This window comes from Acinetobacter seifertii (assembly GCF_000368065.1).
Classification (GTDB): domain Bacteria; phylum Pseudomonadota; class Gammaproteobacteria; order Pseudomonadales; family Moraxellaceae; genus Acinetobacter; species Acinetobacter seifertii.
On sequence record NZ_KB851203.1, the window covers coordinates 483,521 to 508,579 of the forward strand.

The window sequence follows — 25,059 nt, forward strand, 5'->3', positions numbered from 1 at the left end:
CAGTGACACCGCCAGTTAAACCACCAGTCAGGCCGCCGATAGTGCCAGTCACACCGCCAAGGATATCAGTTACTGCACCGACTGGATTGCCGCCAGTGACACCGCCAGTTAAACCACCAGTCAGGCCGCCGATAGTGCCAGTCACACCGCCAAGGATGTCAGTTACTGTACCAACTGGATTGCCGCTAGTAGCGCCACCAGTTACACCACCAACAGCACCTGTTACGGTACCGACTACACCAGAAACTAAGCCTGTTGTGTGAGAAACGGTATTGGTTACAGTTGAAACAACATTAGAAAGTAAGCCTGATGTTGAAACATTTCCAGTAGCAATATTTATATCAGAAACGTTTACGTTAACAGAGGAACCTGTATTTACAATTGGGGTTACCGATATAATATTACCCAAGTCTTGGGTAACTTTTGATATCGAAGTTACTAGATTTTTTAATAAGAACATGATGGTCTATTTCCTATGTATTTATGTATTTTTAAGTAAGTATTTATTTATTACGTTAGGCAATTATTGAGATATGCTTCTCAATAATTAAAAATTAGTATTGGGTACATCTCAAAAAGTGTCAATGCATATTTCTACTCAAATAATTTGATACTTATAATGTTTTGACAATTAGATATTCACTTTGATTTAGACATAAAAATAATAATTTTTTTTATAATATATGGTTTGAAGATCAATGTATTTTTCCCCCTTTTTTTGATTATTTTTTATAAATATTAAAGCTAAATAAATTAGCTAATAAAAATATTTATGGGCAGGTAGAAATATTTTATTTATATAATCCTGACTAAAAAACTATACTTTTATTTTTACTCATTTGGCCAAAATGCCCAAATTGGGGTGTAGCCGTAAAGAACTTTAATTGAAAAAAAATATTTCAAACCGATTTCATAGCTAAGCAGACTACATTCCTGAGCGAGATCATACCTTTGTATTTTCTAATGGCTAAGAACTAGACGTTCGATGACAAAAAGATGAAAAATGTCTTTCTAAAATAGAAAAACTGCGTATAATGCCCTCCATCAAGTACGCGCTCATAGCTCAGCTGGATAGAGCACTTGGCTACGAACTAAGGGGTCGGGAGTTCGAATCTCTCTGAGCGCACCACTTGAAGAATTAACCGCTATTTATAGCGGTTTTTTTGTGCCTATTTTTTATAGTTTTATTAAAAAAGCTGGTGCTCATGGCAACCAGCTCTAAACGATAGTACAAAATATTGATTAGCCAAATGTTTTAAAGCGGCTTGAATCATCAATAAAGGCTTTTTCACCCGCGTTACCTTCAATAGAACCAAAAACTAACTGAGCTCTTAGCTTCCATTCAGCTGGGATATTGAAAGCAGTATTAATTTTCTCATCAATAATTGGGTTGTAGTGTTGCAATGAAGCACCAACACCTTGTTCAGCTAATACGTTCCAAACTGCAAATTGAGCGATTGCTGTTGAGTGCTCAGACCAGATTGGAAAATTATCAGCATAAGCTTCAAACTGTTCTTGTAAGCCTTTAACCACGTTCTGATCTTCATAAAACAAAACTGTGCCTGCACCAGCGGCAAAACTTTGAATTTTTTGTTCTGTTCCAGATACAGCTTCAGCTGGGATAATACTTTTTAAAACTTCTAGAACAGTATCCCAGAATTTTTGATGTGATTGTCCAAATAAAATAACAGCGCGAGATGATTGAGAGTTAAATGCAGAAGGACTATGTCTGATTGCTTCTTGAATTAATTTTTCAATTTCGTCGTTGGTTTGGCTTAAGTTATTTCCAATAGCATAAATAGAGCGGCGGTTCTTGATGAGTTCTAAGAAAGAAACTGCATTTGATGGCTCTAGTTCTTGAGTGGCTTTAACAGCCACATCTTCTTGAGTTGCCGATTTTTGATTTAAGCCAAATAGTTTTGCAAAGAAAGACATGACGAATTCCACTAAAAGAGACAATAGAAGCATTCTATAAATTTAAGAATATGAAATAAGCCTTATAAATATGAATCTATGTTCTATATATGAAACGAGTAAGCCGCTTGCACAACTGAAAGTCTTATAAGTTGAGCAAAAATAAAAAATCACTTTTGATTCATTTTAAAGCGTAGATGAATATGCTCTAATAGTTTCGATTTATTCAATATTGACACATTGTGATGACCGAGCAAAAAAGCGCTTTATCTTTACGTTATTATTTAAATTTAGAAGAGTCTCAAGACGGGTTTGGCTTGGTGACGTTCGGAAAGAAGCAATTCAGCCGTTTTTTAACCCCTGTTATTAGTGTTGCAATCATTATTTGGGGGCTTTATTTAGGTTTCTCAGGTGTTGGTCGTTACTATGTTGCCTTAGGTGTTTTTTTCCTAATTATGCAAGGTTTAATGCGCTATTGGCTTTTACCAATGATGTTTAAACGTCAGTTTGTACGTTATCAATTTGGTAAGAGTGAGCAGGGAATCGATTTATATCAGGATTATTTTGAACTTTATGCTGCGGGTCGTAAACAAGTTGTACAGTATGGTGACGTACAAACTTTTGCCATAGGTAAATTGACTTATATGCTTGAGCTAAAAAATAAGACGGTCATTATTGTACCTAAACGTGCTTTTGCTCAAGCTTCAGATCAAACCGTATTTGAAAATACATTTAAGAAATAAGTTATTGGAATTATTAGTCGCAACACTATAAAGGAAGCCTCATGAATACACGTCCTTCAAAAATCGTTTGCGTAGGCAGAAGTTATGCCGATCATGTAAAAGAGCTGAACAATGCAATGCCGGGACGACCAGTATTGTTTATCAAACCGCCAAGTAGTTTGATTGGTTTAGATGAAGGTATTTCGTGGAATCCATCTTGGGGTAGTTGCCATTTCGAATGCGAATTTGTTTTACGTATTGATAAGCCACTAAAAGGCGAAACTGATCCGCAAAAAGTATTGCAAGCTATTGGTGCGGTAACTTTAGGGCTAGATTTAACTTTGCGTGATATGCAAAATGAATTGAAGGATAAAGGCCAGCCTTGGGAAAGAGCAAAAGCATTTGATGGTTCATGTGTACTTGCGCACTGGGTCGATGTGAGTGAAATTACCAATTGGGAAGAGACTAAATTTACTTTCCATATAAATGATGAATTACGTCAAGATGGTAATACTGCCTTGCTTATGTTTAACATTGCTTACTTATTGGTTGATATAAATCAGGTGTTCTCACTTGAACCGGGCGATGTCATTATGACAGGTACGCCAGCAGGTGTAGGGCCATTGAATGCTGGTGATCAGTTAAAAATGACTTTGAAAGGTGCTACTCAAGATTTTGTTTGGGAAACTTTTGTTAAAGCATAATTTGATTTAGCTCATTAAGTTTTGAACCCTATTATTGAACTGATAATAGGGTTTTTTATTGCACTCGACATTAAGTTATTGATAGAGTTTTCGGAACTGGTCTGGGGTAAATCCCATCCAGCGTTTAAACATATAAATAAATGCTGATGCACTGGCATAACCTAAATCAAAAGCGATGCTTTCAATTGTTTTTCCTTGATTGAGCATAGTCATTGCTTTCATAACTTTTAATCTTTGTCTCCATTCATGTAAAGACATGCCTAACTCTTTTTGACTGTAACGAGCCAAAGTCCTTTCAGTCATATTTATACGTTCAGCGAGTTCTTGCAAAGTACTGTTATCGGCAGGGTTATGGTGTAAATCATTTAAAACTTTTGCTAAGGCTGGATGATGTGTTGTTGGTAAATAACTACCGACTAATTCAGCTTCTATGAGTTGATCTAATAGAACCTGAAGTAGACGTAAATATTCAACTTGAGTTTCATCCTGATGATATTGCCTTAAGTGGTCTAACAATGCAGGTACAAGCGGTGAAGTTAATAATATTCCTGCTTTCTGCGGTAACTTTTGGCACAGACTTTCATGAATATATAAGGTTGCATGGGTCACTTCATTGCGATTAATTCCGCTATGTTTGGTATAAGGTGGTAGCCAAATCCCGTAAGGTGGCGGCGTTAAATAGTTGATTTGATCAATATTAACTTCAAGTACACCACTAAAAGCATAAATAAATTCACCCCATGCATGTGCATGTTGAGGATAAACCGTTTCTGCTGGCGCATTTCGCACACGAAACCAGAGTAAATCAGGAATTGAGTTATGAGCGGGAATTTCTAGAAAATCTTGCACACGTTGAGCTGATTTTTTCATCTATGAAAATTGCCTGAAAATGCAAATAGCTTGTCTGTTTTTCACTATATCATGCAAATACGACAGTTCTATAGTCTGATTTTTCGCTATAAATAATGGTAACAAATGGACGAGCGCAAAAATCTGGATACCAGAGCTTCGGCTTTAATGGTGCTTTTATGTATGGTTTTAGGACTTCAACAAGTGGTTCTAAAAATAGCGGCTACAGATATTACGCCGATTATGCAAATTGCTTTACGTTCTGGATTATCTGCACTTTTAGTATTGCCTTTATTGTGGCGTGATAGTTCTATCCATCTGTTTTCTTATCAACAATGTAAAGCCGGTGCGCTTGTTGCTTTATTTTTTTCATTAGAGTTCTATTTCGTAACTCAAGCCTTAAAACTCACTTCAACTTCTCATACTGTAGTTTTACTCTATACCGCTCCAATTTTTGTCGCATTGGGACTTCATTGGAAATTTCCTACTGAGCGCTTGAACCGAGCGCAGTGGACAGGCATTACTTTGGCTTTTATGGGAATTATTATTACATTTTATCCGACAGCTACAACTCTAAATGGCACAGCATTAGTGCAAGTTTTATTGGGTGATTTATATGCACTTATGGCGGGAATGGCTTGGGCATTAAGCACCATTATTGTTCGTTTATCTTCTTTGGCTCAAGCCCCAGCAACGCAAACCTTGTTTTATCAACTCACGGGTTGTTTTATTTTATTAATCTTAATCGCTTTTGCGACAGATCAAACCACAATTCATCTTACGAAATTGACATTTTTAAGTCTGAGCTTTCAAACATTGATTGTATCTTTTGCAAGTTTACTACTATGGTTTTGGCTATTAAGAAATTATTTAGCCTCACGTTTAGGCGTATTTTCCTTTCTGACGCCATTATTTGGTGTGCTTTTTAGTGTGTTGTTCTTAGATGAAAAATTAGAAATCAAATTTGTAGCTGGAAGTATTTTGGTTTTATCAGGAATCATTATTATGAGCTTAAAACAGGGCCAACCAAACAAAGGCTAAACCCTGTTGTTCATGTATATTATTTCTCTTCAAAAATCGTTGAAAGTGGAATAGAAAGTTTTGCAGCTAAATAGTCGTTTGATTCAACTAATGCAGGGCCAATTCTTTCCATCCATTCGTCGTCATCATGCACATTTAATACATCTAGACGTAGGGGAAGTGGATAAGGCAATGCAGTGAAGAAGCTCCAGAAGTCGACTTGAGATAAATTGCGAACTAAAACATATTCATCTTTATCTGTGCGTTTAACTAAATTTTGCTCTTCAAGTAAGACGACATAAGCGGGCCAACGACCAACCTCACCGCGGCCTAAAATACCTAATGCTTCTTTATCGCTTACACTTTCACCAAGTTTCTGCTTTTTATAAAAGAGTTCTAAAATATCGAGTAGCATGAGTACTGGATGTCTTTTTTGCTCTTTACCTGAGTGGAAAGCGGTAAGGGCAAAACTCACCTCGACCCCAAGCAAAACAATATTCCAAGATAAGAAAACCCATAGTAGGAAAATAGGTACTGCCGCAAATGCACCGTATATGATTTCATAACTGGTGAAGTTGGACATTAAAAAGCCAAATAAGTTTTTGAGTATTTCAAATAATACAGCACTTAAACATGCTGCAATTGCTGCTGAAAATAACGGGACCGTGCGGTTTGGAATGGTCCAATATAAAATAAAGAATCCCAAAACAGTAAGAACAAAAGAAATGAGCCAAAGTAGAAAGGCACCATCAAGTTGATAACCTGTAAAGTTATTACTTAATAAGTTCATTGATGCAACGGTTGATGAAATAACGAAAGCACTACCTAAGATAATGGGGCCAAGCGAAATAATGGTCCAGTAGCGCATAAAACCTACAATGCCACTACGAGTTTCTTTCACTCTCCATATCCGATTGAAGGCAGTTTCAATTGTTGTCAGCATTAAAACTGTCGTGACAAATAGGAACAGCACACCAATTACAGTTAAATTACTGGATTTTTCGGTAAATGCATTGAGTGCCTTATCAAATGCAATCGTACTTTTAGGTAAAAAGTTACTATAGATTAAGTGCTGTAACTGTTGTCTAGCAGGTTCTAACGCTTTAATTGAAGAAATAATAACTAAAAATACTGTTAGCATCGGCACAACAGCAAAAAGAGTTGTATAAGTGAGAGCGCCAGCCTGTTCTCGGCAGCGATCAGCTTCAAAACGCTTAATCACGAATAAAATAAATTGAAACCAGGTCTTGTTATAAAAAGGAAGTCTCTTCAAAAAACGTTCTAACATGCGTCATCTATCCCGATTTTTTTAATCATGATGTGGGTGATTGATATTCACCAGTGTCTTCGGTCGAGAACACTATCGTTGATATGGGTAAACTTTAACCTAAAGAATAAAAAGTATTCTGAAAGTTCCGTATGTATCATCGTAACAAAACATCGTAAAAAGCTTTTACCGATATTTGTTACTGTTGCCCTTAAAAATCAATCACCTCTAAAATTTCATAGAATTGGCTTCGCCAAAAAAATAAAAAATACCGTATAGTGTTCTTTTTAACAAAATTCATGAAAGCGATGCAACCTTACATTCTTGTGCTTTATTACAGTAAATATGGTTCTACTAAAGAAATGGCGCATCTTATTGCAAATGGTGTTGAGTCTGCTGGGTTTGCTGTAAAAATAAGAACAGTACCTAATATTGCAACAGTTGTAACAGAGGCTGAACCGAGCATTCCTGAAGAAGGCGATATTTATTGTACTTTAGAGGATTTAGCTAATTGTGCTGGCTTGGCACTAGGGTCTCCAACTCGCTTTGGTAATATGGCGAGTGAAATGAAATATTTCTGGGACCAAACGACAAGTCTCTGGCTCAATGGTGCATTACATAATAAACCTGCTTGCGTTTTTACTTCTTCTGGTTCAATGCACGGTGGGCAAGAAAGTACTTTATTAACAATGTTACCGCCGTTATTTCATCATGGCATGATGATTTTAGGTTTACCAAATTCTATTCCCGCCTTATCAAATACGAAAACAGGCGGAACGCCTTATGGTGCTAGCCATGTGAGTGGTCCACGTCATGACCAAGGTTTAAGTCAAGATGAAAAGGTTTTATGTGAAGCGCAGGGTAAGCGCTTAGGTGAAATCGTAAAAAAACTTCATTCTTAATTTTTATAGTAATAAAAAAGAGCGGAAATCCGCTCTTTTTTATTAAAACAATTTTATTCTTTAACAAAAGTTACTGTGCCATCAGTAAGTGATTTAACTCGCGCTAATGATTCAACGCGGTAACCTTTTTCAAGCAATAAATCACGGCCAGGTTGGAATGATTTTTCAATCACAATACCAACACCTACAACTTCTGCATTTGCTTGATGAATTAAGTCAATCAAACCAAGTGCAGCTTGACCATTTGCTAAAAAGTCATCAATGACCAAAGCTTTATCGCTTGAGTTGATGTGCTTGTTTGAAATAGCAATGGTACTTTCAGTTTGTTTAGTAAAACTAAATACTTTGGCGCGATATAAATCGTCTTTTAAAGTGAGCGATTGATATTTACGAGCAAAAATCACAGGTACACCAAGTTCTAAACCTGCCATGATTGCTGGCGCAATACCTGAAGCTTCAATGGTAATAATCTTGGTAATCCCTGCATTTTTGAAGCGAGCGGCAAATTCTTTACCAATCTGCTGCATGAGGACAGGGTCAATTTGGTGATTTAAGAAAGCGTCGACTTTCAACACTTGATCAGATAGAACGATACCTTCTGTTAAGATTTTCTGTTCTAGTGCGTGCACGGGAGAATCCTCTAGACGGATGCTTTTAAAGCAAATGCGTATTTTAAAAAGCATCCGAAAAAATGCAAGCTTTAATTCGTTTTACCGCTATAACTTGTTAATAACAAACCATAAGATGTTTTGCCATCAATATGGCTGACCTTAACTGGTAAGTAGTCTAATTTAGGTGCTAACCAGAAAATCGTACTGCGATCTGGTCTGCCATGTTCTAAAACCACTTTTACCGTATCAAAGGTGCCGTAAGAAGTTTTAACTTTTTCGTTGCCTTGTTTTATAAAACGGCGGTTTTCGACTTCTTTTGCATCTGCAAGAGGGTAAGAAGATTTGAGTGAACCATTTTTTAAATCTTCACGGACTTGTAATTCAGCATTTAGCTCATCAAGTACGCCTGGCTGCCAAGCAAATGAGCGTGCTTTATCATCTTTCTTGGTGCTAATTGTCTTATTACCAGGGTTAAAATTAATATTCATAGTGTTGTTATGAATTAAAATTTTACTGGTACGGCTAAAGCTTTGTGAACCAATTTTGCCATTAGCAAAACTAAATTTACTGGTTTCACTTGCAGAAGCGATTCCACCAGCTTTTGCAGTGAATAGATAAGTCCAGTTATTTCCTTGTTGACTAAGTGCGCGTGTTGCTGAACCCATGCCTTTATTATTATAGGTAAACTGATAATTTGCCTGAAATGGGCTCATGGCAAGTGCATGGCTAGAGAAACTTGCAATAAGCAAAGTTGTCGAAATACCAGTTGCGATGCTGAATGATTTCAGAAATTTTGTTGCCATAAGTAAATATCCTTGTACAGACTGAAAGGTCAGTGCTGATGCATCTATGACTTTTGCATATTATGCCTGTTGATCATGGAGAAAAAATCAGGATTTATGCTAAATATGTAATCTCTTTGTGTTTTTTAGCAGCAAATTTCTTTAGCTCATACAGTTGTTATGCATCTTTTTGCTGTATTGGCGTAATCTCAGAGTCTTCTAGTTCATCTTCAAAATCATCATCTTGATCTTTGAAAAGTAAAGCTGCAAGGTTCACATTACCAAAGACGACCAATTCTGCTTCACGAACCCGCGCATAGTTAATATGAACTTTGCCTAATGTTTCAATAATACTGGCTTTCTTACCGAACCAACGGTTCAGGTCTAGGAAGATAAGATCATCTTTTTCTTGGGCTACGTTAAAACGTTCCAAAATCATGCCCAAAGGATCTTTTTTTAGAATTTTGTGATAGTAAAAAATAGCAGCTTTTACAGCAATTTTTTGCCAGAAATTTTTATATTTAGCTTCTACTATTTGTGTATTACTAATCTGTTCAAAAACTATTAGTTGCTGTTCTTTATTAAATTCCATCTGAATCAGTTTTAAGTCAACAGATAAAGTCGTTTCTAAACCTTTGACATGCATTGTGGCATAAAGCCTTAACCAATCATGATAAAGGTCGGTATGCAAATCATCTAGAAATTCGACATTATTGGTAACATAGCGTTCTAATGTCGCGTTTAGAAAAGTTTGCGACAATGTAAAATCTCTTTCTTCCTCAATGAAGGCTTCAGCTTTGCGGTAGACTTTATGAAGACGTTTGACTAATGAGGAAAATAGCGTTTGCATAAAAGAACTTCCAGAAGATGAATTATTAAAGAAACAACACACTCTTTATTATGTTAAAAACACGTTTTAATATTGCAGTGTAACAAATTTAATTGATACATTTTCACAAAATGAAAATGGATAAAAACTCATATTTGAAGTGAATCACACTTTTATCCATATTTGAATATCAGTTTGTATTTTGTTCGGTATCAGTACCGTGGGGAAAAGGCATTTATATGCTTTTAAGATTATGTTGAAAAAAAGAAGTCTTCCTATAGAGCCTTTTCTTTATTGGTGGCAAGACCGAGTCTTTATTGTTGCAATAATACTCGCAATCTTGTTGCATACTCTTGTGCTGCTTATTCATTTTGCTATGCCTGCGCCGTCAGAGCAATCCACAAAAGAAATCGCTATATCTATTCGTCCTGCAGAGGATGCTGTTAAGCATGCAGATTTTTTAGCGCAAGCAGACCAACAAGGTTCAGGAACTTTTAGAGAGGCTCATCGGATGTCTAGTAATTCTCCGACGCCTATGACAACTGATGCTTCGACGGGAGAAGCCCAGTTAGAAACTTTAGAAAAAGTACAGCAACAAAGAGAACTTAAGTTTGAAGAAAAAGTACTCATGACTGTGTTGAGTTGGCAGAAACAAGCTGAGGAGAGTCAAAGAAAGAAAGCACTTGAACAATTAGAAAGCCAGTTTCAAGCTAAAGCTGCAATGGTCGCGAGCCTAGAAGCTCAATATTTACAACGTCAGCAAGATTTCAGTCGTCAACAAAAAATAAAAACAGTCGATGGTATTCAAGCCAAGAAAGATGCTTCAGCAGCTTATTTAGATAAGTTCCGTGAAAAGGTGGAGCTTTACGGTAACCGTTATTATCCAGAAGAAGCTAAACAACAACAATTAAAAGGTGAAGTTCGCCTTATGGTGATTTTGAATGCTCAAGGGGGCATTCGTGCAATTCGTTTACTTGAAAGTTCAGGACATTCAGTTTTAGATGAAGCTGCAAAAGCTTCTGTACGCCGTGGTGCGCCATTTGGTCGTTTTGATAGTAATATGAAAGATATTTCTGAGCTACGTATTATTCGTACTTGGCGTTTTGATCCAGCTGAAGCTGAATTTGAGGTACATTAATGAAAAATGTGGATAACTTGTAGGATATCCACATTTCAAAAATAAATTAGAAAGCTGATTCTGTTATGAATCGTTTCAAGGTGAAATTTATGATTCCTGATAAGGATTAGCAATATTGAGTTTAGCTAAAATTTCAATTTCTAAGCCTTCCATTTCTTCGGCATCTTCATCGCTTGTTTCATGGTCATAACCAAGTAAATGTAAAACACCATGAACCAATAGATGTGCAAAATGATTTTGAGCAGTTTTCTTCTGTTCCAAAGCTTCTTGTAATACCACTGGAATACAGATCACCAAATCACCTAATGGAAGTGCATCAAGCATTGGTAAAACTTCTTCTGGAATATCACTTGGGAAGGATAAAACATTGGTAGGTTTGTCTTTTTCTCGATATTGCAAGTTAAGTTGATGGCTTTCTTCCAGATCAACACAGGCAATACCAATTTCACAATCTTCTTTGTAGCCAACGTGGCGTAAAGTTGTCTCAATAATTTTTTTGAGTTGAGCTCGTTTGAGCTCTAACTCAGGTGATTGAAAGTCTTGTTGTAAACTTAAACTGATTTTCAAAGTGAATCCTTAGGGTCTGTTAAACATTCACAGATGGTTGCGACATCGAGTGTTTTTAGATGATACAAGGCATGGACTATGAAATTTAGTTATTCTAAATGAATAGTTCACAACGATGTAGCAACAAAAAACACTCTTGTCCCGAAGGGTTGTAGCTAAAATTATCTCAGACTACGTTATGAAACTTGGAAAGGGGTTTACCCTTCCCATCATTTCATGCCTTGCCTGCTCAATTTTAGCCGACAACGCAATCCAATTTAGAATATTCAACAGACCCTAGGCATCCTGATGTTGCAAGTCTGCTGCTGTATCGTTTTCAGCGACTAATGCTTCTTGGCGTGCTTTACGTTCAGCACGTGCTTCAGCATTAAGACGCTGTTGTTCACCATCCCAACCTTCATACGCTTCAACAATTTTTTGAACAAGTTGATGACGTACAACGTCACGAGAATGGAAACGGGTAATATGAATTTCTTTAATATTCTCGAGTACACGAAGAGCGTGTGCCAAACCAGATTGTTGGCCTCGAGGTAAATCTACTTGGGTAATATCACCTGTAATCACTGCGCGAGAGCCAAAACCTAAACGGGTCAAGAACATTTTCATTTGTTCAGGTGTGGTGTTTTGGGCTTCATCCAAAATTACAAATGAATGATTAAGAGTACGACCACGCATATAAGCAAGAGGCGCAACCTCAATCACTTGACGCTCGATTAGTTTGGCAACTTTTTCAAAGCCGAGCATTTCGTAAAGAGCATCGTAAAGAGGGCGTAGGTATGGGTCAATTTTCTGAGTAAGATCACCAGGTAAGAAACCGAGCTTTTCTCCTGCTTCTACCGCAGGACGTACAAGTAAAATCCGCTGGATTTCGTTGCGTTCGAGCATATCTACGGCTGCGGCAACTGCTAAATAAGTTTTACCTGTACCAGCAGGGCCGACACCAAAAGAAATATCGCTTTGTAAAATACGTTGTACATAACGTTTTTGGTTGGCACCACGTGGATTAATACGGCCTTTTCGAGTTTGGAAATAGACATCCATTGGTGCATCATGCTCATCCATCTCTTCACCAACCAGCTCGAAATTACGCTCGGTTTGAGAAGATTGAATGAGTAGATGCAACAAGTCAGCACTGATTTGCTGGGATACCTCAGACTCTTCATAGAGTCGCTGCAATAGTGCTTCGGCTCTCCCAACAGCATCTATCTCACCATCTATGTGAAAAACATCTCCACGATGAGTAATTTTGACATCTAAACGCTGTTCAATTTGCTTAAGGTGCCCATTATAGGCACCCAAGATGCTCTTTAAACGTTCCATTGAAACTTCAGGAAATGTTACGGTACGTCGAATCGCTGCAGTCAAGAGAAAACCTTTCAGTAGACTTTAGAATATCTCTACATTACGCCACGTCAGGCTCAAGATTCAAGAGCTCGCCGTAAACTAAATTTAAAGTTTTAATTTCAGTAATCTCGATCTCCGCAAAGCGACCCACCCATGAAGCATCACCTACAAAAGTGACTAGACGAGTATTGTCTGCGGTACCTAATAAAATATTAGGGTCTTGATCAGATACTTTTTCAACGAGAACACGTTCAATTTTGCCAAGCATTGCGTCAGTTTTTTCAATACTAGATTGCTTAATCACTTTCTGAACTTGAGCTAAACGTTCTTTTTTAACCTGTTCAGGTGTTGTATCTGGTAAGTCTGATGCTGGTGTACCAGGACGTTTTGAATAAATGAAGCTGTATGAGTGATCAAAATCTAAGTCTTTGATAAACTGAAGTGTTTCTGCGAAGTTTTCATCAGTTTCACCAGGGAATCCAATAATAAAGTCGCTCGATAAATGCATGTCAGGGCGTATTTTACGTAACTTGGCAATCTTATCGATATACACATCAATGGTGTGATTTCGCTTCATGGCCTGTAGAACATCGTTAGATCCGCTTTGTACAGGCAAATGTAAATGTGAAACCATTTGAGGTAAATCTTCATAACACTGAATAAGCTCATCAGAGAACTCAAGTGGGTGTGAAGTTGTATAACGTAGTCGTCCAATACCCGGAATTTCTGCAACGAGTCGTAACAATTCAGGGAAGGTACAAATGCCACCTTCAAATGTTTCACCACGGTAGCCATTTACATTTTGACCCAGCAATGAAATTTCACGGACACCTTTTTCAGCAAGACCAGCAATTTCTGCGAGTACATCATCTAGTGGACGAGAAACTTCCTCACCACGAGTATATGGCACTACACAGAAGGAACAATATTTAGAACAACCTTCCATAATAGAAACGAATGCTTTAAAGCCTTCTACGCGTGGTTCAGGTAAAAAGTCGAATTTTTCAATATCTGGAAAAGAAATATCAACCAGTTTGATTTTATCTTTTTTCGGCTTTTCTACTTGAGCATTATGCTGATCAAGCATTTGCGGTAAGCGGTGGAGTGTTTGAGGGCCGAAAATCATGTCCACATAAGGAGCACGTTTTTGAATATTGTCACCTTCTTGAGATGCGACACAACCACCCACACCAATCACAAGATCAGGATTTTTATCTTTTAATTTGCGCCAGCGGCCTAATTCACTAAATACTTTCTCTTGTGCTTTTTCACGGATAGAGCAAGTATTCATGAGCAGAATGTCTGCTTCATTAGGATTTGATGTTAAAACGTAGCCGTGAGAATCCCCTAAAAGGTCTGCCATACGGTGACTGTCATACTCATTCATCTGACACCCTTGAGTTTCAATATAAAGTTTTTTTATTGAAACATCAGTGGTGTGCGTTGGCTGGGTAACAGTGTTTTCTGAGGCAGCTTGGGCACCATTGGGAATGAAGGTTTGAACCGTCATGCAGGCTCCTAACAGATCGATCTAGTTAAATAATAAAACAACCCAAAACGGGTCAAACCCAACATTATAACAGTATTTGAGCTGAACAGATAAAATTAAACTGCCATAAGCGAGCTATGATTTATGGAGATAAATGACATAAATTTTAATGATGTTGAATCAGAGAGTTACATAACACAACAAAAGAAAGCACGAAGAATAATTAAACTATGCCTAAAGGTGGATAGTCAGGGTTTAACACATTTATGAGACCAAGTAAAAAGAGCTCATCAAACAAGAGTCGTGTGATGAAAAATAAATATGCACATCGTGGCTGGTTAGGGGCTGTGTGTTTACTTGGTTGTTCATTGTCTTATGCAGCAGAAGAACAATTTAATGATGCATTAAATGCCGCAAATAGTGGTAATACAGCCTTGTTAGATCAATATCAGGCCGCAATGCAAAATGATGTACTGGGTTATTATCCTGAATACTGGAAACTAAACAGCAATCTAGGCTTTCAATCCCCAACATCAATTGTAAGTTTTGCCCAGCGCTATCCTCAATCTGCTATGGCAGAAAAGCTTGCAGCAGACTATGTAGAAGAAAAAGTAAAACAAGCTGACTTTGTATCTGCTCAACCACTTTTATCTTATGTTTCTAACCCAGATCCAGCCGAAAATTGTGCTTTAGCGCAGGTGAGAGCTAAAAGTGGTGATGCATTAGTATTTGCTGAATATAAAGATGTTTGGTTGGCAACAGAATCTCAACCAGAATCATGTGTTGGGCTAGGTCGTATGATGATTTCTAGTCCATTAATGAGTACTCAAGACAAGCAACAACGTCTGTGGGTACAGCTACGCTCTGGTCTATCTGGACAGGCACTTGCTACTGCTCAAAGTTTAGGAATAAATCTTTCTTTGGCTCAGCTTAACCAGATTCAGGCAAATCCGCTTAACTATTTGTGGACTGCCCCAAAAACTAATGATGCTGATTATGCTTATCTGATTTTTGCATTGGGACGTTTAGCAAATAATGACTTGGGGAATGCTTTTGCAAATGTGCAGCGAGTAGCACAAGGCACTCCCGAGAGTGTACAAAAATATCTATATCGAACCGTAGCTTATATTGGCGGAACTACGGTCATGAAAAATAATTTTAACCGAGAAGTTCTTCAATACTTTGATGCGAGTTATGGCTACCCTTTAAGCCCTGAAGAAGCTGAAATTTATGCACGACAAGCAATTCGCTTTAGCGCATGGGAAAGTTTAATTCGTGCGATTGATAGTATGTCGGTTTCACAGAAGCAAGAAGATCGCTGGCAATATTGGTTAGCTCGTGCGACAGAACAGCGTGGTGATAGCAATTCTAAAAATACCGCACAACGTATTTATAAGAAACTCGCTGAAAGTGGTGATGATTATCACAACTTACTTGCAAAAGACCGCTTAGGCGTACGTTATAATCATCAACCTTATAGTGATGAGCCAACTGCAAGTGATTTGCGCCGTTTAGATCAAAATATTCACTTTAACCGTGCATTTACTCTGAGACGCATTAACGCCAATCCGACTTATACAAATCGGGAATGGAACTGGGCAGTTCGTCAAGCTTATCTCCAACATGATGATGGTTTGTTATTAGCTGCTGCAAAGCGTGCCCATGATATGGGTTGGTATGACCGTGCAATTTATGCAGCGGATCGTACAACTAATAAACATAATGATACCTATCGTTATGTCACCCCACATAAGACTAATGTCGTAAGTCATAGTTACAATGCTGGAATTGATCCAGCTTGGGCTTATGGTTTAATGCGTCAAGAAAGTCGGTTTGTTACCTCGGCACGTTCCCATGTGGGGGCAGGTGGCCTGATGCAAATTATGCCTGATACAGCAAAGTTGATTGCTCGTCAGATGGGGGAGACATATAATCCGGCGGCGTTGAGTGAAATGAATACCAATATTCGTTATGGAACATTTTATTTATCAATGATTCAAGGTCAGTTAAGCAATAACCCTGTTTTAGCGACAGCGGGTTATAATGCTGGTCCGAATCGTGCAAGACGTTGGCAACCAGATTACCAACCGATTGAGGCTGATCAGTATACGGAAACCATTCCATTGCTTGAAACAAGAGATTACGTTAAGCATGTCATGACGAATGCGACACATTATGGAGTGGTATTGGGTCAAGGCGCTCAGTCATTAATACAGCGTATGAAAGTCATTCCAATGCGGTCATCACCTTAATTTTAGATGATGAATGATGGAACATTCTTTTAATTGGCATAACCAAGTTTTAATTAAATGAAATATAGATATTTAGGACCTCAATCAATATCACAACTTGCATGGTGGTTGATCTGTGCAAGCATTGGATTGATGAGTTCTGTTTTACATGCGGAACCTGTTAACGTGCAAGGTTATGTCATGCATGTACAGATGACGCCTGCTGTCTGTTCGTTAGATCCTTCTAAACAGAAGCAGCGTAAATGTCTGGAAGGATATTCACTTACAATTACTGGCTTAATGCCAGAAACTACCCGAACTGACTGTTCAACAGAAAGTTCTGCTGCACTATCACCATTACAAGCTAAAGTTGTTGCTCGTGTTATGCCAGACAATAATGCTCGCGTGCAGCTTTGGAAAAGTGTCGGTGGCTGTGTTCCTATGAATGCGAGTCAATATTTCCGTACGATTATTAACTTTGCCGAGCGGTTAAAAATACCTGCTAATTTAACAAGTTCTAGCAATGTAGAAATGCAACAATCTACATTACGTCAGCAATTTACAAAGCTTAATCCAAGCATGCCTCAAAATGGTATTCGTTTTAATTGCCAGTTATCTCGTTCTGATGTTGTTCTCACAGAAGTTAAAGTCTGTTACACCGTAAATGGCCAATATAAACAGTGTTCAAATCATGTTGTCTCGAATTGTCCAAGTGAAATTACAATTAAAGGTAGTTACTAAGCGAGCTACCATTTCATAAAAAAATGCTGACCATACATTGAATCTATTTGTAAAGATTAATTTGTATTTTCTATCAGACTTTTGGTGAAAATGAGTCGCTTTTACATGCATCTGCAACTTCTTTAGAGTACAATCTTTGCCGTTTATGATGATTTGGTTAGATAGAATCGCTATTTAGCCCGATTAAGGACACTCATTGGAGACAATTACATGAAGCAACCCGTTCGTGTTGCCGTGACTGGCGCTGCAGGTCAAATTGGTTACAGCTTATTATTCCGTATCGCAAGCGGTGAAATGCTAGGTAAAGATCAACCAGTTATTTTACAATTGCTTGAAGTTCCAGTTGAAAAAGCACAACAAGCGCTTAAAGGCGTAATGATGGAACTTGATGACTGTGCTTTCCCTTTATTGGCTGGCATGATCGGGACTGATGATCCTAAAGTTGCATTTAAAGATGCTGACTATGCATTATTAGTTGGTTCTCGTCCACGTGGTCCTGGTATGGAACGTGCTGACTTGTTAAAAGTTAACGGTGAAATCTTCATTGGCCAAGGTCAAGCTTTAAACGAAGTTGCTAGCCGTAACGTTAAAGTATTAGTTGTAGGTAACCCTGCAAACACTAACGCTTATATCGCAATGAAATCTGCTCCAGATCTTCCAGCGAAAAACTTCACAGCTATGTTACGTCTTGACCACAACCGCGCGTTGACTCAAGTTGCTCAAAAAGCTGGTGTTGCTGTTGCTGACATCGAAAACTTAACAGTTTGGGGCAACCACTCTCCAACAATGTATGCTGACTACCGTTTTGCAACTGCAAACGGCGAAAGCTTAAAAGACAAGATCAACGATCCAGCTTGGAACAAAGATGTATTCCTTCCAACTGTTGGTAAACGTGGTGCTGCGATTATCGAAGCGCGTGGTTTGTCTTCTGCTGCTTCTGCTGCTAACGCTGCAATTGACCATATGCGTGATTGGGCGCTTGGTACAAACGGCAAGTGGGTAACTATGGGTATTCCATCTGATGGTTCTTATGGTATTCCTGAAGGCGTTATGTTCGGTTTCCCTGTAACAACTGAAAACGGTGAATATAAAATCGTTCAAGGTTTAGAAATTGACGAATTTAGCCGTGAGCGTATCAACTTCACTCTAAACGAGCTTGAAGAAGAACGTGCAGCAATTGCTGACATGGTAAAATAATTCATTACTTTAATGAATTAAAAAGCACTCTCTTGTAGGGTGCTTTTTTATGTTTGAAAATTTATAACTACACACAAAAAACAACAAGAAAATATAGACATAGATATGCAACTAAACTCTATAGTTGTTAGATTATGGAAAAGAAGTTATAGGAGAATAACAGTGTTTGAACAGCAACCGACATTACAACTTTTATTTGAACAATTGGGATTAGATGCTGACGAGGCAAGTATTGAAAACTTCATCAGAACGCATCAATTGCCTGCTGAACAGAAATTACATGAAGCACCCTTTTGGTCAAAAGGACAAAGTGATTTTTTAAAAAGTCATTGGGAAAAAGATGATGAGTGGATTGTCGTCATTGATGAACTCAACGAACAGTTACATGAAGATAGTGTCAAAAAATAGCATAATAAAAAGGCCTGTTTATTAGCAACAGGCCTTTTAAAATTCATACTTTAATGCGTTTTTCGTTTTAATAAATCTTTGTACCATGACTCATGGCGTACTGGATGAAATACCGGATGTTCATGAACCAGTTCAAGATCACATTGAGTTGTAGATACATATTTAGTAAGCCAATGCCGAGTGAGGGCAGGTTTTTCTTGTGCTGCCGAAGCATAAGCCAAGAAGAAATAGATATCTGCATGCTCATGATGCGATAGTGGTTTCAAAATTTGCTGAGTAATGAGTGCAAAGCGCTTTTCTTTATTTAATTCAAAATAAATCATATACGCTTTAGCTAAATGCAATGATAAATTTAAATATAAATTCATTGGCATCTCGTCATATTCAATGCGAGCTTGTTCGAGCAAAACAATCGCTTCTTGCAAAAAATGAATTTGCTCTTGGCGAACGCGGCTTAACATCGCGAGTTGCATACGTAAATCTGCACGTTCCAAAGCAAGCTCAGGCGTATTTTCCGTTAAATAGAGTTGGTCTGTTTCACCAATTCTGGTCACAATTGCTTTTGTTTCAATAGACATACGCCTTCGCCCTTTTTAATCAATAGCTCTTATATCGGGGTCATTTGAGAAATTTAAAGAGCACTCATCTAACCCCAAATTGAGTTTCCACTACGAAGCCATGCTGTAATTGATAAGCGCTGCTGTTTAGAAACTAAAACTTCGTGCAATAAGTTACTTTGAAATACAACTAACCGATTAGGTTCAGGTTTAACAATATGCCAATTTTCATTTTTATCTTGTAACCTTAATTGTCCACCCCAGTCTTCTTGCCATTCAGGGTGTAAATAATAAACACTAGAGATAATACGATCATTTTTTTGCTGAGGATTATCGCGGTGTAATGCATAAAATTCACCTGCATGGTAACAGGCGAAATGAGCTTCTACTTCTTTAATTCCTAAATAAAATGCTTGATTTAGACTTTGCGATAATAAACTTAGGGTTTCAATATGTTGTTGGGCAGTTGGAAGCTGATCATTAATCCATAGAATATGGTCACTCCGAATATTGCTTACCACGCCGTTTTGAATACCAGCTTCTCTGAATTCATCCATATGGTGGCTACATTCATTTGCAACCTGAGCGCGATATTGATCTGAATAAGCATGATCTATAATTGCAAAACCATGTGCATTTAAATCATCTAAAATTTGATCCAGATTCCATGAATCAGGAAGCGAGTGAGAGTGCATATAACCTCGAATAGATCGTAAAATATCAAGCTGCTCTATTTTAGATGATCACAACCTTACGAAAGAATATTTTTTTCATGTTAAACTATTTGTTGAATTGAGGAATTAAAGTCAACATGAATTACCGTCACCATTTCCATGCGGGCAACTTTGCAGATGTTATGAAGCATGTGCTTTTGCTACAGCTTCTTAATCGTTTAAATGCCAAAGATAAACCTTATCGTTATATCGATACGCATGGAGGTGCAGGAAAATATGATTTATCTCAAGCACCTGCGCAAAAGTCAGGAGAATTCCTAACAGGTATTCATCGTCTTGTTCAGCTTTCAGAAATGGAAAAGCGCCAAGCTCCTGAAGCAATTCAACAATACTTAAAACTTGTTGAAGAACTACGCTCTCAAGAAGGTAAGGGGAGTTATCCTGGTTCTCCTTGGTTTGCATTACAAGGTATGCGCGAAATTGATAAAGCGACTATATTTGAAATGCAACGTGATGTTTTTCAGCAATTACGTCATAACATTCATGACAAACGTGCAGGTTTGCACGAGCGCGATGCATATGAAGGCTTACTTGGTGTAATTCCACCGAAGGAAAAGCGCGGTCTAGTCATGATTGACCCGCCATACGAGTTAGAACGTAAAGATTTTCCGCAATTAGTTGAATTGTTACAACAAGCTCATAAGAAATGGCCAACAGGCGTTTTTGCAGTTTGGTATCCAATTAAAGACCGAGCGATGATTGAGCGTTTTGAAAAGAAAATGTTCAAAACAGGAATTCGCCGTCAGTTAGTTTGTGAAATTTGTGTATGGCCAGATGACACTCCTGTAGGTCTAAATGGTTGTGGTTTATTGGTAATCAACCCGCCTTGGCAGTTCTCTGAACAAGCCGATCAAGCCCTACAATGGTTATTCCCTCACTTACGTATGCAAGAAACGGGTGGTCACGCCGCTGTACGCTGGTTAGTGGGTGAGTAATAATTAATCTAAATCAATGCACATGTTTGGAATAGAAAATAATGACAAATGCGCCTAAACCAGAGCAAGATTTAACTCATAATGAACATTCTTTTGATGGGATTACGTTCGAAGTGGTTGAAGAGGAAGATAATCCGGAAGGACAAAAAGTAAAGCGTCGAGGTATTTATCTTTGGCCTAACTTAATAACTACAGCCGCTTTATTGTCTGGTTTCTATTCCATCATTGCGAGTATGAATGGCGAATTTACTCAAGCAATTTATGCCATTTTTATAGCAGCATTGTTAGATGGATTAGATGGTCGAGTTGCCAGAGCAATTGGTGCGCAAAGTGCTTTTGGCGAGCAATATGACTCATTGTCAGATTTGTTAGCCTTTGGTGTAGCGCCAGCAATGCTAATGTATAGCTGGAGTCTGCATGACTTAGGCCGTATAGGTTTAGCTTGCTGTTTTGTTTATACTGCTTGTGCAGCTTTCCGTTTAGCGCGTTTTAATGTTCAAATTGGAGTAGTTGATAAACGTTACTTTATTGGTATCGCAAGTCCACTCGCTGCAATTATTATTATTTCACTTGTATGGGTTGCGCGAGATTACCCATTCATTTTCGATTTGCGTGATATTGCGATTCAAGTGATTAATTCGGTGATCATGGTGGTGGTTGGACTACTTATGATTTCAAACATTAAATACTATTCATTTAAGCAAATGGACCGTAAGCGTGTTCCTTTTGTAGTTATGTTGCCAGTAGTACTGATTTTTGCAGCAATCACTTATAATATCCCAATGGGTATTTTGATTGTTTCAATTATCTATGCTCTATCGGGCTTTGTTACCACGCTATTAGCTAAAAAAAATAACGAGACTATCAGAACATAAATTATATGAGGTTCAGTATGCCGAAGTTGATGAATCAGATAAATCAATTGCAGCAGCTGGGCCTCAACTCAAATGGGGGCGTTGTATATCAGCCTTCTAGAGGCTTTTTCAAAGTTGTTTATCAAGGTTTAATCCTTCCTAACTTACCTGCGCCACTTCGTTATTTTAATTATATTAGCCTGATTGGACAGCCTAGAATCCCTCTTTGTTATAACGCAAACAGTATTGTGACTTCTGCGATTGATACAGCAACAGTATTGGTCAGTAGTAGTTTACACAGTGTAGATCACTTAAAAATTTATTCAATTCGAAGACAATGTCAGCTTAATCCTAATTACTACCAATTTGATAAAACTGATCTTATTGAATGGCAAATTCCTCAAATTCATCTTAAACGAGTGGATTCTGAGATGAGCTGTGATTTAGTTATTCAAACTCCTTCCAATATTTTGAACTCATCTGCATTGCAGTGGGGAATATCAGACTATTGGACAGTTCTTTGTCATTGTGAAGGTGAAATCTTATATAAAGGGCAAAAATATGAAGTGAGTGGATTAGGGCGATTTAAACATGCTCGAGCATTACATTTACCCTTTCTATCTTTATGTTTTTACACATATCAAGTGATTAATCTCAATGAAACAACTCAAGTCACTCTGACCCAAATAAGAAACCAATGGAATATCGTTTTGTGTTCACGCTTAGATATTCAAGAAATAGGCAAAGAACCATTAACTTTTACTGAAGATGTTAATTTTCATATTTATCGTGTTTATCCAAAAGTTCAAACACCTTTTGGAAGAGAAATGTACTTACCTCGAGAGTTCTCTTGGCAATGTAAAAAAGATGGCAAAGTTATTTTTGAGCTCTATGTTGAAAGTCGTGGTGATTATAAATTTGGATTGGCAGCTGGATATATAGGAAGTTTCAGCTACCAGTTAAGCTGGAATGACCAGTGTCTTCAGGGAGAGGGTGGATATTGTGAGTATATCGATTGCCGGCCTTTAAGATGGCAAGAGAAGAACCAGAATGAAAAAAATCTCGATAAATTGCTGCTTTTACAACCATGTTTATATAAAAAATGAATATTTTTACCATTTTTGATCAAAAAGCGAACTGTTGTTGCGCTAATGTTTAAAAAGGTATTGCAAAGGGAATTTAATGGTCTATAATGCACATCCATCGGCGGTGATGCAGATAGAAACTTGTTGAAAAACAGTTACTTGTGATTAAGTTAGTTGCTTTAAGTGATGAATTTGATGATAAGGTAGTTTGGAAAATAAGTTTTAAAAAATATCGAAATTACCTGTTGACTTTTAAGAGATTAAGAGTAATATAGCCGACCTAGCTTGCTGGTGACGAACCAGGAAGAAGATCATTAAGAGAATTGAAGAACAACTTGTGTGGATTTTTACTGATTGATTAATCGAAATAATTTTCATTGATTGATTGGTTTAAATTACTCGAAGTTTATTTGAGCGAAATTTAAGTCAGTAATTGATGAGCCAGAATTGGTACCTTGTCTTTAAATAAGGTACAAAATGATTTTAACTGAAGAGTTTGATCATGGCTCAGATTGAACGCTGGCGGCAGGCTTAACACATGCAAGTCGAGCGGAGAGAGGTAGCTTGCTACTGATCTTAGCGGCGGACGGGTGAGTAATGCTTAGGAATCTGCCTATTAGTGGGGGACAACATCTCGAAAGGGATGCTAATACCGCATACGTCCTACGGGAGAAAGCAGGGGATCTTCGGACCTTGCGCTAATAGATGAGCCTAAGTCGGATTAGCTAGTTGGTGGGGTAAAGGCCTACCAAGGCGACGATCTGTAGCGGGTCTGAGAGGATGATCCGCCACACTGGGACTGAGACACGGCCCAGACTCCTACGGGAGGCAGCAGTGGGGAATATTGGACAATGGGGGGAACCCTGATCCAGCCATGCCGCGTGTGTGAAGAAGGCCTTATGGTTGTAAAGCACTTTAAGCGAGGAGGAGGCTACTTTAGTTAATACCTAGAGATAGTGGACGTTACTCGCAGAATAAGCACCGGCTAACTCTGTGCCAGCAGCCGCGGTAATACAGAGGGTGCAAGCGTTAATCGGATTTACTGGGCGTAAAGCGCGCGTAGGCGGCTAATTAAGTCAAATGTGAAATCCCCGAGCTTAACTTGGGAATTGCATTCGATACTGGTTAGCTAGAGTGTGGGAGAGGATGGTAGAATTCCAGGTGTAGCGGTGAAATGCGTAGAGATCTGGAGGAATACCGATGGCGAAGGCAGCCATCTGGCCTAACACTGACGCTGAGGTGCGAAAGCATGGGGAGCAAACAGGATTAGATACCCTGGTAGTCCATGCCGTAAACGATGTCTACTAGCCGTTGGGGCCTTTGAGGCTTTAGTGGCGCAGCTAACGCGATAAGTAGACCGCCTGGGGAGTACGGTCGCAAGACTAAAACTCAAATGAATTGACGGGGGCCCGCACAAGCGGTGGAGCATGTGGTTTAATTCGATGCAACGCGAAGAACCTTACCTGGCCTTGACATAGTAAGAACTTTCCAGAGATGGATTGGTGCCTTCGGGAACTTACATACAGGTGCTGCATGGCTGTCGTCAGCTCGTGTCGTGAGATGTTGGGTTAAGTCCCGCAACGAGCGCAACCCTTTTCCTTATTTGCCAGCGAGTAATGTCGGGAACTTTAAGGATACTGCCAGTGACAAACTGGAGGAAGGCGGGGACGACGTCAAGTCATCATGGCCCTTACGGCCAGGGCTACACACGTGCTACAATGGTCGGTACAAAGGGTTGCTACACAGCGATGTGATGCTAATCTCAAAAAGCCGATCGTAGTCCGGATTGGAGTCTGCAACTCGACTCCATGAAGTCGGAATCGCTAGTAATCGCGGATCAGAATGCCGCGGTGAATACGTTCCCGGGCCTTGTACACACCGCCCGTCACACCATGGGAGTTTGTTGCACCAGAAGTAGCTAGCCTAACTGCAAAGAGGGCGGTTACCACGGTGTGGCCGATGACTGGGGTGAAGTCGTAACAAGGTAGCCGTAGGGGAACCTGCGGCTGGATCACCTCCTTAACGAAAGATTGACGATTGGTAAGAATCCACAACAAGTTGTTCTTCATAGATGTATCTGAGGGTCTGTAGCTCAGTTGGTTAGAGCACACGCTTGATAAGCGTGGGGTCACAAGTTCAAGTCTTGTCAGACCCACCATGACTTTGACTGGTTGAAGTT

The 25,059-nt window shown here is 38.6% G+C and carries 22 protein-coding genes, 2 tRNA genes, 1 rRNA gene and 2 pseudogenes; 15 read left to right on the plus strand and 12 right to left on the minus strand.

The genetic code is table 11. The features are described 5' to 3' along the window. Positions 1 to 460, minus strand: a pseudogene (locus F985_RS22425) (hypothetical protein); the annotation flags it as partial. 592 nt (positions 461 to 1,052) lie between these two features. Here F985_RS22425 and F985_RS22430 point away from each other — a divergent pair. Next, positions 1,053 to 1,129: transfer RNA gene (locus F985_RS22430), tRNA-Arg, on the plus strand. Positions 1,130 to 1,242: 113 nt separating this feature from the next. On the opposite strand, the gene F985_RS22435 is transcribed toward F985_RS22430, so the two are convergent. Beyond that, entirely contained in the window at positions 1,243 to 1,935 is a 693-nt protein-coding gene (locus tag F985_RS22435; protein WP_004705411.1) for a nitroreductase family protein, read from the minus strand. Positions 1,936 to 2,159: 224 nt separating this feature from the next. On the opposite strand from F985_RS22435, the gene F985_RS22440 reads away from it, so the two are divergent. Further along, on the plus strand, positions 2,160 to 2,657 hold the full coding sequence (locus F985_RS22440) for a YcxB family protein (protein WP_004705413.1): 498 nt from the start codon (positions 2,160 to 2,162) through the stop codon (positions 2,655 to 2,657). A gap of 41 nt (positions 2,658 to 2,698) precedes the next feature. Continuing rightward, positions 2,699 to 3,340: a fumarylacetoacetate hydrolase family protein gene (locus tag F985_RS22445; RefSeq protein ID WP_004705415.1), complete on the plus strand. Its 642-nt coding sequence runs from the start codon at positions 2,699 to 2,701 to the stop codon at positions 3,338 to 3,340. 75 nt (positions 3,341 to 3,415) lie between these two features. Here F985_RS22445 and F985_RS22450 read toward each other — a convergent pair whose 3' ends face one another. Further along, complete coding sequence (locus F985_RS22450; protein WP_004705418.1) at positions 3,416 to 4,210, minus strand: AraC family transcriptional regulator; 795 nt, start codon at positions 4,208 to 4,210, stop codon at positions 3,416 to 3,418. Between the two features lie 105 nt (positions 4,211 to 4,315). Between F985_RS22450 and F985_RS22455 the strand changes: the two genes are divergently transcribed. After that, positions 4,316 to 5,230: a DMT family transporter gene (locus F985_RS22455; protein ID WP_025469246.1), complete on the plus strand. Its 915-nt coding sequence runs from the start codon at positions 4,316 to 4,318 to the stop codon at positions 5,228 to 5,230. Positions 5,231 to 5,249: 19 nt separating this feature from the next. Here the strand turns inward: F985_RS22455 and F985_RS22460 are convergent, their stop codons facing one another. Next, positions 5,250 to 6,497 carry a YihY family inner membrane protein gene (locus tag F985_RS22460; protein ID WP_004705421.1) on the minus strand — a complete coding sequence of 416 codons (1,248 nt, stop codon included), beginning with the start codon at positions 6,495 to 6,497 and terminating at the stop codon, positions 5,250 to 5,252. 287 nt (positions 6,498 to 6,784) lie between these two features. On the opposite strand from F985_RS22460, the gene wrbA reads away from it, so the two are divergent. After that, complete coding sequence (gene wrbA / locus F985_RS22465) at positions 6,785 to 7,378, plus strand: NAD(P)H:quinone oxidoreductase (protein ID WP_025469247.1); 594 nt, start codon at positions 6,785 to 6,787, stop codon at positions 7,376 to 7,378. A gap of 53 nt (positions 7,379 to 7,431) precedes the next feature. Here the strand turns inward: wrbA and F985_RS22470 are convergent, their stop codons facing one another. The 3 genes from F985_RS22470 to F985_RS22480 form a co-directional block, all read right to left on the minus strand. Continuing rightward, entirely contained in the window at positions 7,432 to 8,007 is a 576-nt protein-coding gene (locus F985_RS22470; protein ID WP_004705425.1) for a xanthine phosphoribosyltransferase, read from the minus strand. A 71-nt stretch (positions 8,008 to 8,078) separates the two neighbouring features. Next, positions 8,079 to 8,792 (minus strand): DUF3108 domain-containing protein, encoded by a 714-nt coding sequence (locus tag F985_RS22475; RefSeq protein WP_004705426.1) that lies wholly within the window; start codon positions 8,790 to 8,792, stop codon positions 8,079 to 8,081. A 157-nt stretch (positions 8,793 to 8,949) separates the two neighbouring features. Continuing rightward, positions 8,950 to 9,621: a hypothetical protein gene (locus F985_RS22480; protein WP_004705429.1), complete on the minus strand. Its 672-nt coding sequence runs from the start codon at positions 9,619 to 9,621 to the stop codon at positions 8,950 to 8,952. 232 nt (positions 9,622 to 9,853) lie between these two features. On the opposite strand from F985_RS22480, the gene F985_RS22485 reads away from it, so the two are divergent. After that, the gene (locus tag F985_RS22485; protein ID WP_004705430.1) at positions 9,854 to 10,738 is read left to right on the plus strand and encodes an energy transducer TonB; all 885 of its coding nucleotides are present in this window, start codon (positions 9,854 to 9,856) and stop codon (positions 10,736 to 10,738) included. Positions 10,739 to 10,825: 87 nt separating this feature from the next. Here F985_RS22485 and ybeY read toward each other — a convergent pair whose 3' ends face one another. From ybeY to miaB, 3 genes are all read right to left on the minus strand, one after another. After that, entirely contained in the window at positions 10,826 to 11,305 is a 480-nt protein-coding gene (gene ybeY / locus F985_RS22490) for an rRNA maturation RNase YbeY (protein ID WP_004705432.1), read from the minus strand. Positions 11,306 to 11,581: 276 nt separating this feature from the next. Then, the gene (locus F985_RS22495) at positions 11,582 to 12,670 is read right to left on the minus strand and encodes a PhoH family protein (protein WP_004705435.1); all 1,089 of its coding nucleotides are present in this window, start codon (positions 12,668 to 12,670) and stop codon (positions 11,582 to 11,584) included. A gap of 37 nt (positions 12,671 to 12,707) precedes the next feature. Continuing rightward, complete coding sequence (gene miaB / locus F985_RS22500; RefSeq protein WP_004705436.1) at positions 12,708 to 14,159, minus strand: tRNA (N6-isopentenyl adenosine(37)-C2)-methylthiotransferase MiaB; 1,452 nt, start codon at positions 14,157 to 14,159, stop codon at positions 12,708 to 12,710. A 287-nt stretch (positions 14,160 to 14,446) separates the two neighbouring features. On the opposite strand from miaB, the gene F985_RS22505 reads away from it, so the two are divergent. The 4 genes from F985_RS22505 (at position 14,447) to F985_RS22520 (ending at position 18,715) form a co-directional block, all read left to right on the plus strand. Further along, positions 14,447 to 16,390 (plus strand): lytic transglycosylase domain-containing protein, encoded by a 1,944-nt coding sequence (locus F985_RS22505; protein ID WP_004705437.1) that lies wholly within the window; start codon positions 14,447 to 14,449, stop codon positions 16,388 to 16,390. Between the two features lie 57 nt (positions 16,391 to 16,447). Continuing rightward, a complete protein-coding gene (locus F985_RS22510; protein WP_004705438.1) occupies positions 16,448 to 17,110 on the plus strand; it encodes a ribonuclease T2 family protein in 663 nt (220 codons plus the stop codon). A gap of 210 nt (positions 17,111 to 17,320) precedes the next feature. Continuing rightward, positions 17,321 to 18,307 carry a malate dehydrogenase gene (locus F985_RS22515; RefSeq protein ID WP_002119517.1) on the plus strand — a complete coding sequence of 329 codons (987 nt, stop codon included), beginning with the start codon at positions 17,321 to 17,323 and terminating at the stop codon, positions 18,305 to 18,307. 162 nt (positions 18,308 to 18,469) lie between these two features. Beyond that, positions 18,470 to 18,715, plus strand: coding sequence for a DUF2789 domain-containing protein (locus F985_RS22520; protein WP_004705439.1), 246 nt, complete (start codon positions 18,470 to 18,472; stop codon positions 18,713 to 18,715). 50 nt (positions 18,716 to 18,765) lie between these two features. Here F985_RS22520 and F985_RS22525 read toward each other — a convergent pair whose 3' ends face one another. Then, positions 18,766 to 19,293 carry a hypothetical protein gene (locus F985_RS22525; protein ID WP_004705440.1) on the minus strand — a complete coding sequence of 176 codons (528 nt, stop codon included), beginning with the start codon at positions 19,291 to 19,293 and terminating at the stop codon, positions 18,766 to 18,768. Positions 19,294 to 19,361: 68 nt separating this feature from the next. Continuing rightward, the gene (locus F985_RS22530) at positions 19,362 to 19,967 is read right to left on the minus strand and encodes a 2OG-Fe(II) oxygenase (protein WP_004705442.1); all 606 of its coding nucleotides are present in this window, start codon (positions 19,965 to 19,967) and stop codon (positions 19,362 to 19,364) included. Between the two features lie 116 nt (positions 19,968 to 20,083). Here F985_RS22530 and F985_RS22535 point away from each other — a divergent pair, with 116 nt between their 5' ends. From F985_RS22535 to F985_RS22555, 5 genes and pseudogenes are all read left to right on the plus strand, one after another. Next, the gene (locus tag F985_RS22535) at positions 20,084 to 20,941 is read left to right on the plus strand and encodes a 23S rRNA (adenine(2030)-N(6))-methyltransferase RlmJ (RefSeq protein ID WP_004705444.1); all 858 of its coding nucleotides are present in this window, start codon (positions 20,084 to 20,086) and stop codon (positions 20,939 to 20,941) included. 41 nt (positions 20,942 to 20,982) lie between these two features. Then, on the plus strand, positions 20,983 to 21,816 hold the full coding sequence (gene pssA, locus F985_RS22540; protein WP_004705447.1) for a CDP-diacylglycerol--serine O-phosphatidyltransferase: 834 nt from the start codon (positions 20,983 to 20,985) through the stop codon (positions 21,814 to 21,816). Positions 21,817 to 21,833: 17 nt separating this feature from the next. After that, positions 21,834 to 22,920: pseudogene (locus F985_RS22545) on the plus strand (DUF6670 family protein). 444 nt (positions 22,921 to 23,364) lie between these two features. Beyond that, positions 23,365 to 24,902, plus strand: a 16S ribosomal RNA gene (locus F985_RS22550). Positions 24,903 to 24,961: 59 nt separating this feature from the next. Further along, a tRNA-Ile gene (locus F985_RS22555) sits at positions 24,962 to 25,038 on the plus strand. The last annotated feature ends 21 nt before the right edge of the window (positions 25,039 to 25,059 follow it).

What these genes read in the sequence shown, in the direction of transcription:
- F985_RS22510 (WP_004705438.1), top strand. Translation starts at nt 16,448, where the DNA reads ATGAAATATAGATATTTAGGACCTCAATCAATATCACAACTTGCATGG.
- F985_RS22460 (WP_004705421.1), bottom strand. Translation starts at nt 6,497, where the DNA reads ATGTTAGAACGTTTTTTGAAGAGACTTCCTTTTTATAACAAGACCTGG.
- F985_RS22530 (WP_004705442.1), bottom strand. Translation starts at nt 19,967, where the DNA reads ATGCACTCTCACTCGCTTCCTGATTCATGGAATCTGGATCAAATTTTA.
- F985_RS22505 (WP_004705437.1), top strand. Translation starts at nt 14,447, where the DNA reads ATGAAAAATAAATATGCACATCGTGGCTGGTTAGGGGCTGTGTGTTTA.
- F985_RS22455 (WP_025469246.1), top strand. Translation starts at nt 4,316, where the DNA reads ATGGACGAGCGCAAAAATCTGGATACCAGAGCTTCGGCTTTAATGGTG.
- F985_RS22480 (WP_004705429.1), bottom strand. Translation starts at nt 9,621, where the DNA reads ATGCAAACGCTATTTTCCTCATTAGTCAAACGTCTTCATAAAGTCTAC.
- F985_RS22485 (WP_004705430.1), top strand. Translation starts at nt 9,854, where the DNA reads ATGTTGAAAAAAAGAAGTCTTCCTATAGAGCCTTTTCTTTATTGGTGG.
- F985_RS22440 (WP_004705413.1), top strand. Translation starts at nt 2,160, where the DNA reads ATGACCGAGCAAAAAAGCGCTTTATCTTTACGTTATTATTTAAATTTA.
- wrbA (WP_025469247.1), top strand. Translation starts at nt 6,785, where the DNA reads ATGCAACCTTACATTCTTGTGCTTTATTACAGTAAATATGGTTCTACT.
- F985_RS22525 (WP_004705440.1), bottom strand. Translation starts at nt 19,293, where the DNA reads ATGTCTATTGAAACAAAAGCAATTGTGACCAGAATTGGTGAAACAGAC.
- F985_RS22475 (WP_004705426.1), bottom strand. Translation starts at nt 8,792, where the DNA reads ATGGCAACAAAATTTCTGAAATCATTCAGCATCGCAACTGGTATTTCG.
- F985_RS22515 (WP_002119517.1), top strand. Translation starts at nt 17,321, where the DNA reads ATGAAGCAACCCGTTCGTGTTGCCGTGACTGGCGCTGCAGGTCAAATT.
- F985_RS22445 (WP_004705415.1), top strand. Translation starts at nt 2,699, where the DNA reads ATGAATACACGTCCTTCAAAAATCGTTTGCGTAGGCAGAAGTTATGCC.
- miaB (WP_004705436.1), bottom strand. Translation starts at nt 14,159, where the DNA reads ATGACGGTTCAAACCTTCATTCCCAATGGTGCCCAAGCTGCCTCAGAA.
- F985_RS22450 (WP_004705418.1), bottom strand. Translation starts at nt 4,210, where the DNA reads ATGAAAAAATCAGCTCAACGTGTGCAAGATTTTCTAGAAATTCCCGCT.
- F985_RS22535 (WP_004705444.1), top strand. Translation starts at nt 20,084, where the DNA reads ATGAATTACCGTCACCATTTCCATGCGGGCAACTTTGCAGATGTTATG.
- F985_RS22435 (WP_004705411.1), bottom strand. Translation starts at nt 1,935, where the DNA reads ATGTCTTTCTTTGCAAAACTATTTGGCTTAAATCAAAAATCGGCAACT.
- pssA (WP_004705447.1), top strand. Translation starts at nt 20,983, where the DNA reads ATGACAAATGCGCCTAAACCAGAGCAAGATTTAACTCATAATGAACAT.